The organism is Streptomyces sp. NPDC002690, from assembly GCF_053592415.1.
On sequence record NZ_JBSFVR010000341.1, the window covers coordinates 1 to 8006 of the forward strand.

Sequence of the window (8006 nt, forward strand, 5' to 3'; positions counted from 1 at the left end):
CCGGAGACGGGGGCCGGGATCTCGGTGTCGACCTTGTCGGTCGAGACCTCCAGCAACGGCTCGTCAGCCTCGACGCGCTCGCCCTCGGCCTTCAGCCAACGGGTGACAGTGCCCTCGGTGACGCTCTCGCCGAGCGCCGGAAGGGTTACGGAAACCGACATGGTTTCGGTTGCTCCTTACGAATTGCGGAAGTGGTCGGTCGTCGCCCGGGACTGGATCAGTCGTGGGAGTGGAGCGGCTTGCCGGCCAGCGCGAGGTGGGCCTCGCCCATGGCCTCGTTCTGGGTCGGGTGGGCGTGGATGAGCTGCGCGACCTCGGCCGGCAGCGCCTCCCAGTTGTAGATCAGCTGTGCTTCGCCGACCTGCTCGCCCATGCGGTCGCCGACCATGTGGACGCCGACCACGGCACCGTCCTTGACCTGGACGAGCTTGATCTCGCCCGCGGTCTTCAGGATCTTGCTCTTGCCGTTGCCCGCCAGGTTGTACTTGAGGGCGACGACCTTGTCCGCGCCGTAGATCTCCTTGGCCTTGGCCTCGGAGATGCCGACGGAGGCGACCTCGGGGTGGCAGTACGTCACCTTCGGCACGCCGTCGTAGTCGATCGGGACGACCTTCAGGCCGGCCAGCCGCTCCGCGACGAGGATGCCCTCGGCGAAGCCGACGTGCGCGAGCTGGAGGGTCGGGGCGAGGTCGCCCACGGCCGAGATCGTGGGCACGTTGGTCTGCATGTACTCGTCGACGAGGACGTAGCCGCGGTCCATCGCGACCCCGGCCTCCTCGTAGCCGAGACCCTGCGACACCGGGCCGCGGCCGATCGCGACCAGCAGCAGCTCGGCCTCGAAGGTCTTGCCGTCGGCGAGGGTCACGCGGACGCCGTCCTGCGTGTACTCGGCCTTGTCGAAGAAGGTGCCGAGGTTGAACTTGATGCCGCGCTTGCGGAACGCGCGCTCCAGAAGCTTCGAGCTGTTCTCGTCCTCGACCGGGACCAGGTGCTTCAGGCCCTCGACGATGGTCACGTCGGTGCCGAAGGACTTCCACGCCGAGGCGAACTCGACGCCGATGACGCCGCCGCCGAGCACGATGGCCGACTTCGGGACACGGTCCAGCTTCAGCGCGTGGTCCGAGGAGATGATGCGGTTGCCGTCGATCTCCAGGCCCGGCAGCGAGCGCGGCACGGAGCCGGTCGCCAGCACGATGTGGCGGCCCTGGACGCGCTCGCCGTTCACGTCCACCGAGGTCGGGGACGACAGGCGGCCCTCACCCTCGATGTACGTCACCTTGCGCGAGGCGATGAGACCCTGCAGGCCCTTGTACAGGCCGGAGATCACTTCGTCCTTGTACTTGTGGACGGCCTCGATGTCGATGCCCTCGAAGGTGGCCTTGACACCGAACTGCTCGGCCTCGCGCGCCTGGTCGGCGATCTCGCCGGCGTGCAGCAGCGCCTTGGTCGGGATGCAGCCGTTGTGCAGGCAGGTACCGCCGACCTTGCCCTTCTCGATCAGGGCGACGTCCAGGCCCAGCTGCGCTCCGCGCAGGGCCGCGGCGTAGCCGCCACTGCCACCGCCGAGGATCACTAGGTCGAAAACGGTGCTGGCGTCGTTCGCCACGTCACGTCCTCCATGCATGTGCGCCGTACGCCGGGCCCCGTGGGGTGTGACCGGCCGGTCGGCTGGTGTTCGGCCGCTTGAGTCGTTCGGCCCTGTGGTGGGGGCCCTGTCCTGCCGAGAACCCATCTTCGCACTTGTTGACCGCCGACGGGACGCGGGGCCCGTTCCGGACTGGGCGCCGTGGGTCACGTCACGGGTCGCATCCGTGTAGAAACGTATGGATTCAGCCGAGTTCGTCCAGAGCGAAACCGCGTCGACGGGAGCCTGCTCCTGTTCGTACGGCGCACCCAATGCGTACAGCCCCGGACATCCGCCCGGGGCTGTACGACGTTGGTCACAACGGACCGGCGGGTGGTCAGCCCAGGTCGCCGGCGGCGGTGCGCTCCGCCAGGCGGACCAGGGTGCGCACCGAGGAACCGGTGCCGCCCTTGGGGGTGTAGCCGTACGGCGCGCCCTCGTGGAAGGCCGGGCCCGCGATGTCCAGGTGCGCCCAGGCGATGCCCTCGCCGACGAACTCCTTCAGGAACAGGCCGGCCACCAGGCCGCCGCCCATCCGCTCGCCCATGTTGGCGATGTCGGCGGTCGAGGAGTCCATGCCCTTGCGCAGGTCCGCGGGGAGCGGCATCGGCCAGGACGCCTCGCCGACCTCCTCGGCGATCTCGTGGATCGACGTACGGAAGGCGTCGTCGTTGGCCATGATGCCGAAGGTGCGGTTGCCGAGCGCCAGCACCATGGCGCCGGTCAGGGTCGCCACGTCGACGATCGCGTCCGGGGCCTCCTCGGAGGCGCGGGTCAGCGCGTCGGCGAGGACGAGACGGCCCTCGGCGTCCGTGTTGAGGACCTCGACGGTCTTGCCGCTGTACATGTGCAGCACGTCACCCGGGCGGGTGGCGTTGCCGCCGGGCATGTTCTCCGCGAGCGCCAGCCAGCCGGTGACGTTGACGCGCAGGCCGAGGCGGGACGCGGCGACGACGGTGGCGAACACGGCGGCGGCGCCGCTCATGTCGCACTTCATCGTCTCGTTGTGGCCGGCCGGCTTGAGCGAGATGCCGCCCGAGTCGTAGGTGATGCCCTTGCCCACCAGGGCCAGGGTCTTCTCCGCCTTCGGGTGCGTGTAGGCGAGCTTCACCAGGCGGGGGCCGTGCACGGCGCCCTGGCCGACGCCGATCAGGCCGCCGTAGCCGCCCTTGACCAGGGCCTTCTCGTCGAGCACCTGGACCTTGATGCCGTGCTCCTTGCCGGCGGCCGTGGCCACGGCGGCGAAGGACTCGGGGTAGAGGTCGTTCGGCGGGGTGTTGATCAGGTCGCGGGCGCGGTTGATCTCCTCGGCCACGGCCACGGCGCGCTCGGCGGCGGCCTTGAACGCCTTGTCGCGCGGCTTGGCACCGAGGACGGCGACCTCGGCGAGCGGCAGCTTCGGACCGTTGTTCTTGGCCGACTTGGGGGCGAGCTTGTTCTCGCCGCCCTGGTAGGCGGTGAAGGCGTACGCGCCGAGCAGGGCGCCCTCGGCGACGGCGCCGGCGTCCTCCACGGTCGCGGCCGGAAGAGCGAAGCCGGCCTTCTTCGCGCCGGTCAGGGCGCGGGCCGCGACACCGGCGGCGCGGCGCAGGATCTCGGAATCGTAGGCGTCGTCCGAGTCCGGGGCCGAGCCGAGGCCCACCGCGACGACGACGGGGGCCTTGAGGCCGGAGGCGGCGGGAACCTTGGTGAGTTCGCCCTCGGCACCGGTGGCACCCAGGGTCTCCAGGACGGCGGCGAGCTTTCCGTCGAACGCCTTGTCCACGGCCTCGGCGCCGGGCGCGAGCACCGGCCCCTTGGAGCCCTTGGCGAGGCCGACGACGAGTGCGTCGGCGCGCAGCGTCGCCGCACCTGCGGTGCTGAGAGTGAGAGCAGTCACGGTGGTGAATTCTCGCTTCCGTTGAGTACATGGAATCGGTCGAGGGGTGGGCCGACCGCGCCCGGCGCATCGTAGACGTGTCCGCAATGCCCGGGGAACGAGCCTACGCGCGCCGTTTGCGCCGAATCACGGCGGTGTTCACAGCCGAGGGGCGTCCGGGCCGGTCAGGGCGGTTCGCGGGGCCAATGGACCGGTTGCATAGGCTCGTTGCCGAGGCAGTGGATCGAAGGGCGCACCGGGCCGGGTGCGGCCGGTACGGAGCGGGGTCGGGGAACGGTGTACAGGACGAAGTCGGGCCGCACGGGGGCGGTCACCTTCCTGATGGTGTCGCTGCTGCTCTCCGGCTGCACCTCGGGGGAGTCCCGCGGGGCACAGGGCGAACGCTCCGCGGCGGGCGCCCCGACGGCCCCCGCGGCCTCGCCCGCCGGGCGCTGGCAGCCCCGGCCCGGCGTGGACTGGCAGTGGCAGCTCTCCGGGCGGCTCGACGCGGGCGTGGACGTGCCGGTGTACGACATCGACGGCTTCGACCACGACGCCGCAGCCGTCGCCGGTCTGCACGACCGGGGCCGCAAGGTCATCTGCTATCTCTCCACCGGCGCCCACGAGGACTTCCGCCCGGATGCCGACGCGTTCCCGGCCGACGTGCTGGGCAAGGGCAACGGCTGGGAGGGCGAGCGCTGGCTCGACGTCCGGCGCACCGAGGTCCTGGAGCCCCTGATGGAGGCCCGGATCGCGATGTGCGCGAAGAAGGGCTTCGACGCCGTGGAGCCGGACAACATGGACGGCTACCGCAACGACACCGGCTTCCCGCTCACCGCCGCCGACCAGTTGGCGTACAACCGGCTGATCGCCCGCATCGCGCACCGCCACGGACTGGCCGTCGGCCTCAAGAACGACCTCGACCAGATCCCCGCGCTCGAAGGAGACTTCGACTTCGCGGTGAACGAGCAGTGCGCGCAGTACCGCGAGTGCGACGAGCTGACCCCGTTCATCGAGGCCGACAAGGCCGTCTTCCACGTCGAGTACGAACTCCCGGCCGACGAGTTCTGCGCCCGCTCGCGCGAACTCGGGCTCAGCTCGCTGGAGAAGAAGTACGAGCTGGGGGCCTGGCGCAGGAGCTGCGCGACGGGGGCGGGGGCCGCGGCGGGCACGTGAACCGGCGCGGGACACCGGTCCGGCCGCCGACGGGGTCCTGCCGCCCGTACGGGCGGCCCGGCGCCTGAGGCGCGGACCCCGCGTCAGCCGAGTGCCAGCACCACCAGGGCCGCCGTCGCCGCCGTCTCCTCCACCGCGCCGAACACGTCGCCGGTCACCCCGCCGAACCGTCGCACGCAGTGCCGCAGCAGCACCTCGGCCGCCCCGAGCGCGAGCAGCGCGGCGAGCGCGTGGCGCACCACCGTGCCCACCCCGCCCCCGTCCCACTGGGCCCCACCGGCCAGGCCGGCCGCCGCGCAGGCCGCGACCGCCACCACCGCGACCGAGACGGCCCCCGGCACGGGAACCGTGCCGGCCACCACCGCGCCCAGCCCCTCCGGACGGGCCGCCAGGACGCCCCTGCGGGAGGCCAGGGTCAGCGCGAGACGAGCGGCGACGGCGGCCACCACCGTGCCTGCCGCGCCCTCGGCCCAGCCGCGCCCGTAGAGCTCGTAGCCGGCGGCGACCTGGGCCAGCAGGACGAAGAGCAGGGTGATCACGCCGAACGGCCCGATGTCCGACTGCTTCATGATCCGCAACGCGTCCTCGGCCGGCTTGCCGCTGCCGAGCCCGTCCGCCGTGTCCGCGAGGCCGTCCAGATGGAGGCCCCGGGTGAGCGCGGCCGGTACGGCCGCGGAGGCGACCGCGGCGAGCAGCGGACCCGAACCGAGCAGCAGCGCCAGCGAACCCAGTCCCGCCGCGAGCAGCCCCACCACGAGCCCGGCGAGCGGCGCGCAGAGCATTCCGGCGCGGGCGGTGGCACGGTCCCAGCGGGTGACGCGGACGGGCAGCACGGTGAGGGTGCCGAAGGCGAAACGTAGGCCATGGCTGTTCAGGGAGTTCACCGCGAGCACGTTAGCGCCTCCCGCCGGACGGCCCGGGCCGGGCGGAGGTCCCAGCCCGCGCGCAACGGTGCCCGATCGGACAAGATGTGACGAATGTGCATAAAGGTCGTCGGCCGGGAGAGGGTGGCATGGGTCACTGGTGGCACACCAACATCACCGAACCGGGAAAACTGCCGCTGCTCCTCGCGCTGGCCGCGTTCGTGCTGACCTTCGCCATCACCCGCACCGTCACCCGCATGATCCGGGCCGGGAAGGGGCCGTTCCGCAACATCACCCCCGGCGGGGTCCACGTTCACCACGTCGTCCCCGGGGTGGTGCTCTCGGTCCTCGGCGGCTTCGGGGCCGTCGCCTCCGGCCAGCACAGCGTCACCGCGATGGTCTTCGCGGTGATCTTCGGGGTCGGGGCGGGCCTGGTGCTGGACGAGTTCGCGCTGATCCTGCACCTGGACGACGTCTACTGGACCGAACAGGGCCGACAGAGCGTGGAGATGGTCGTGCTGACCACCTCACTCGTGGTGCTGGCCCTCGCGGGCTTCTCGCCCCTGGGAGTGAACGAACTGACGGACGAGCAGGAGAGCGGCCGGCTCGGACTCGTCCTGACGATGGTCGTCAACTTCCTGTTCGTCCTGGTCACGCTCTTCAAGGGCAAGGCGCGGATGGCGGTCGTCGGCGTTCTCGTCCCCTTCGTCGCGGTGATCGGCGCCCTCCGGCTGGCCCGCCCCGCCTCCCTGTGGGCCAAACGGTTCTACGGCCGCCGCCACCGGACCCGCGCCCGCGCGGTGCTGCGCGCCTACCACCACGACGTGCGCTGGGCCGGGCCCCGCCGGAAGTTCCAGGACCTGATCGGCGGGGCCCCGGACCGGGTACCGCTGCCCGGCCCGAAACCCTGACCCGGCAGGCGCTCAGACGGCCGGGTCCGCCACGACGCCGTCCCGCTCCCCGGCGGGCTCCTCGGCGGGCTCCCCGGCGGGCTCGTCGACGGGCTTCTCCGGCTCCCGCTCCGGCAGTTCGGCGGCGAACGCGGCGGCGGCCCGCACCAGCGGGAGGGCCAGCAGCGCGCCCGTACCCTCGCCGACCGTGACCCCGTGGTCGAGCAGCGGCGTCAGCGCCATCCGGTCCAGCGCCTTCGCCTGCGCCGGCTCGCCGCTCGCCTGCCCGGCCAGCCACCAGTCCGGCGCCCGGAACGCGGCCCGCTGCGCCACCAGCGCACAGGCCGCCGAGACCACGCCGTCCAGGACCACCGGGAGACGGCGCACCGCGCACTGGAGAAGGAACCCGGTCATCGCGGCGAGATCCGCGCCGCCCACCGTCGCCAGCAACTCCACCTGGTCCCCGAGGACCGGACGGGCCCGGCGCAGCGCGTCCCTGACCGCGGCGCACTTGCGCATCCACGCCAGGTCGTCGATCCCCGCGCCGCCGCGCCCGGTCACCACCGACGCGTCGGTACCGCACAGCGCCGCGATCAGGGTGGCCGCCGCCGTCGTGCCGCCCACGCTGAGGTCGCCCAGCACCACCAGATCGGTACCGGAGTCGGCCTCCTCGTCCGCGATCCGGATGCCCAGCCGCACGGCCTCGGCCGCCTCCTCCGCGGTCAGGGCGTCCTCGACGTCGATCCGCCCGGCCCCGCGCCGCACCCGGCCGCGCACGACGGACTCCGGCAGCAGCTCCGGGTCGCAGTCCAGGCCCGCGTCGACGATCCGTACCGGCACCGAGAAGGTACGGGCCAGCACCGCCAGCGGGCTCGCCCCGTCCAGGGTGGCGCGGACCAGTTCGTACGCGCTCCCCGCGGCGCGCCCGGAGACGCCCAGCTCGGCGACCTTGTGGTCACCGGCGAAGAGCACCACGCGCGGCTGCTCCACGGGCCGGACCGGCACGGACTGCTGCGCGGCGGACAGCCACTCGCCCAGCTCGTCGAGCCGGCCGAGCGAGCCGGGAGGGACGATCAGTCGTCCCCGGCGTTCCTCGGCGTCGCGCCGCACACCGCCGTCGGGGCGCTCGATCAGGTCGGAGAAGTCGTCCAGGTTCACGGAGGTCTGCCTCGCGGGTCGTTGCGTCGGGGGCCGGAGCCCGCTGCGGGCTCCCTGCGGAACAGTATCCGGACAGTATCCGCCGCACCCTTCCCCCGATCGCCGCGAGGCCACCCGCCGAGGACCCGGCCCGCGGCGTCACGGCGTGCGTGCCCCGGGCCCCCGGGAGAGCCCGCCCAGGATTGCTGCCGCCCGCCTCTGGCCGCCCGGAGCTACCCGGCGGTATACAAGCTCCGTCGTGTCGTGCGGTGCGGGCTCCGCACGGCGGTGTCCAGGTCCAGCGGGGAGGAACAGGCATGGCGGGCAACGGACTTGCGGGTGCGGGTGCGGGTGCGGGTGCGGCGGCGCGGCGTCGGGCGCGGGCGGTGGCGGTGGGGGCGTCGAGGTCGGTCAGGACGAGCAGTGCTCGCAGGAGGGCGGTGGCCGCGGGCCGGGTC

General features: G+C 72.7%; 7 protein-coding genes. 2 read left to right on the forward strand and 5 right to left on the reverse strand.

Annotated features, from left to right (window positions below):
• The 3 genes from ACWD3D_RS29700 to ACWD3D_RS29710 form a co-directional block, all read right to left on the reverse strand.
• On the reverse strand, positions 1-161 hold a 161-nt coding region (locus tag ACWD3D_RS29700), incomplete at its 3' end, for a biotin/lipoyl-containing protein (RefSeq protein ID WP_451463856.1).
• A 56-nt stretch (positions 162-217) separates the two neighbouring features.
• Positions 218-1606 (reverse strand): dihydrolipoyl dehydrogenase, encoded by a 1389-nt coding sequence (gene lpdA, locus ACWD3D_RS29705; RefSeq protein ID WP_451463851.1) that lies wholly within the window; start codon positions 1604-1606, stop codon positions 218-220.
• A gap of 355 nt (positions 1607-1961) precedes the next feature.
• The gene (locus ACWD3D_RS29710) at positions 1962-3503 is read right to left on the reverse strand and encodes a leucyl aminopeptidase (protein WP_451463852.1); all 1542 of its coding nucleotides are present in this window, start codon (positions 3501-3503) and stop codon (positions 1962-1964) included.
• A gap of 321 nt (positions 3504-3824) precedes the next feature.
• On the opposite strand from ACWD3D_RS29710, the gene ACWD3D_RS29715 reads away from it, so the two are divergent.
• Complete coding sequence (locus tag ACWD3D_RS29715; protein WP_451463857.1) at positions 3825-4658, forward strand: endo alpha-1,4 polygalactosaminidase; 834 nt, start codon at positions 3825-3827, stop codon at positions 4656-4658.
• Positions 4659-4741: 83 nt separating this feature from the next.
• Here the strand turns inward: ACWD3D_RS29715 and ACWD3D_RS29720 are convergent, their stop codons facing one another.
• The gene (locus tag ACWD3D_RS29720) at positions 4742-5542 is read right to left on the reverse strand and encodes an adenosylcobinamide-GDP ribazoletransferase (RefSeq protein ID WP_451463853.1); all 801 of its coding nucleotides are present in this window, start codon (positions 5540-5542) and stop codon (positions 4742-4744) included.
• A 128-nt stretch (positions 5543-5670) separates the two neighbouring features.
• Between ACWD3D_RS29720 and ACWD3D_RS29725 the strand changes: the two genes are divergently transcribed.
• On the forward strand, positions 5671-6432 hold the full coding sequence (locus ACWD3D_RS29725; RefSeq protein WP_451463854.1) for a hypothetical protein: 762 nt from the start codon (positions 5671-5673) through the stop codon (positions 6430-6432).
• Between the two features lie 12 nt (positions 6433-6444).
• On the opposite strand, the gene cobT is transcribed toward ACWD3D_RS29725, so the two are convergent.
• On the reverse strand, positions 6445-7569 hold the full coding sequence (gene cobT / locus ACWD3D_RS29730; RefSeq protein WP_451463855.1) for a nicotinate-nucleotide--dimethylbenzimidazole phosphoribosyltransferase: 1125 nt from the start codon (positions 7567-7569) through the stop codon (positions 6445-6447).
• Between the last annotated feature and the right edge of the window lie 437 nt (positions 7570-8006).

Coding starts and splice junctions, on each gene's coding strand:
- ACWD3D_RS29715 (WP_451463857.1), top strand. CDS start 3,825: ATGGTGTCGCTGCTGCTCTCCGGCTGCACCTCGGGGGAGTCCCGCGGG.
- ACWD3D_RS29725 (WP_451463854.1), top strand. CDS start 5,671: ATGGGTCACTGGTGGCACACCAACATCACCGAACCGGGAAAACTGCCG.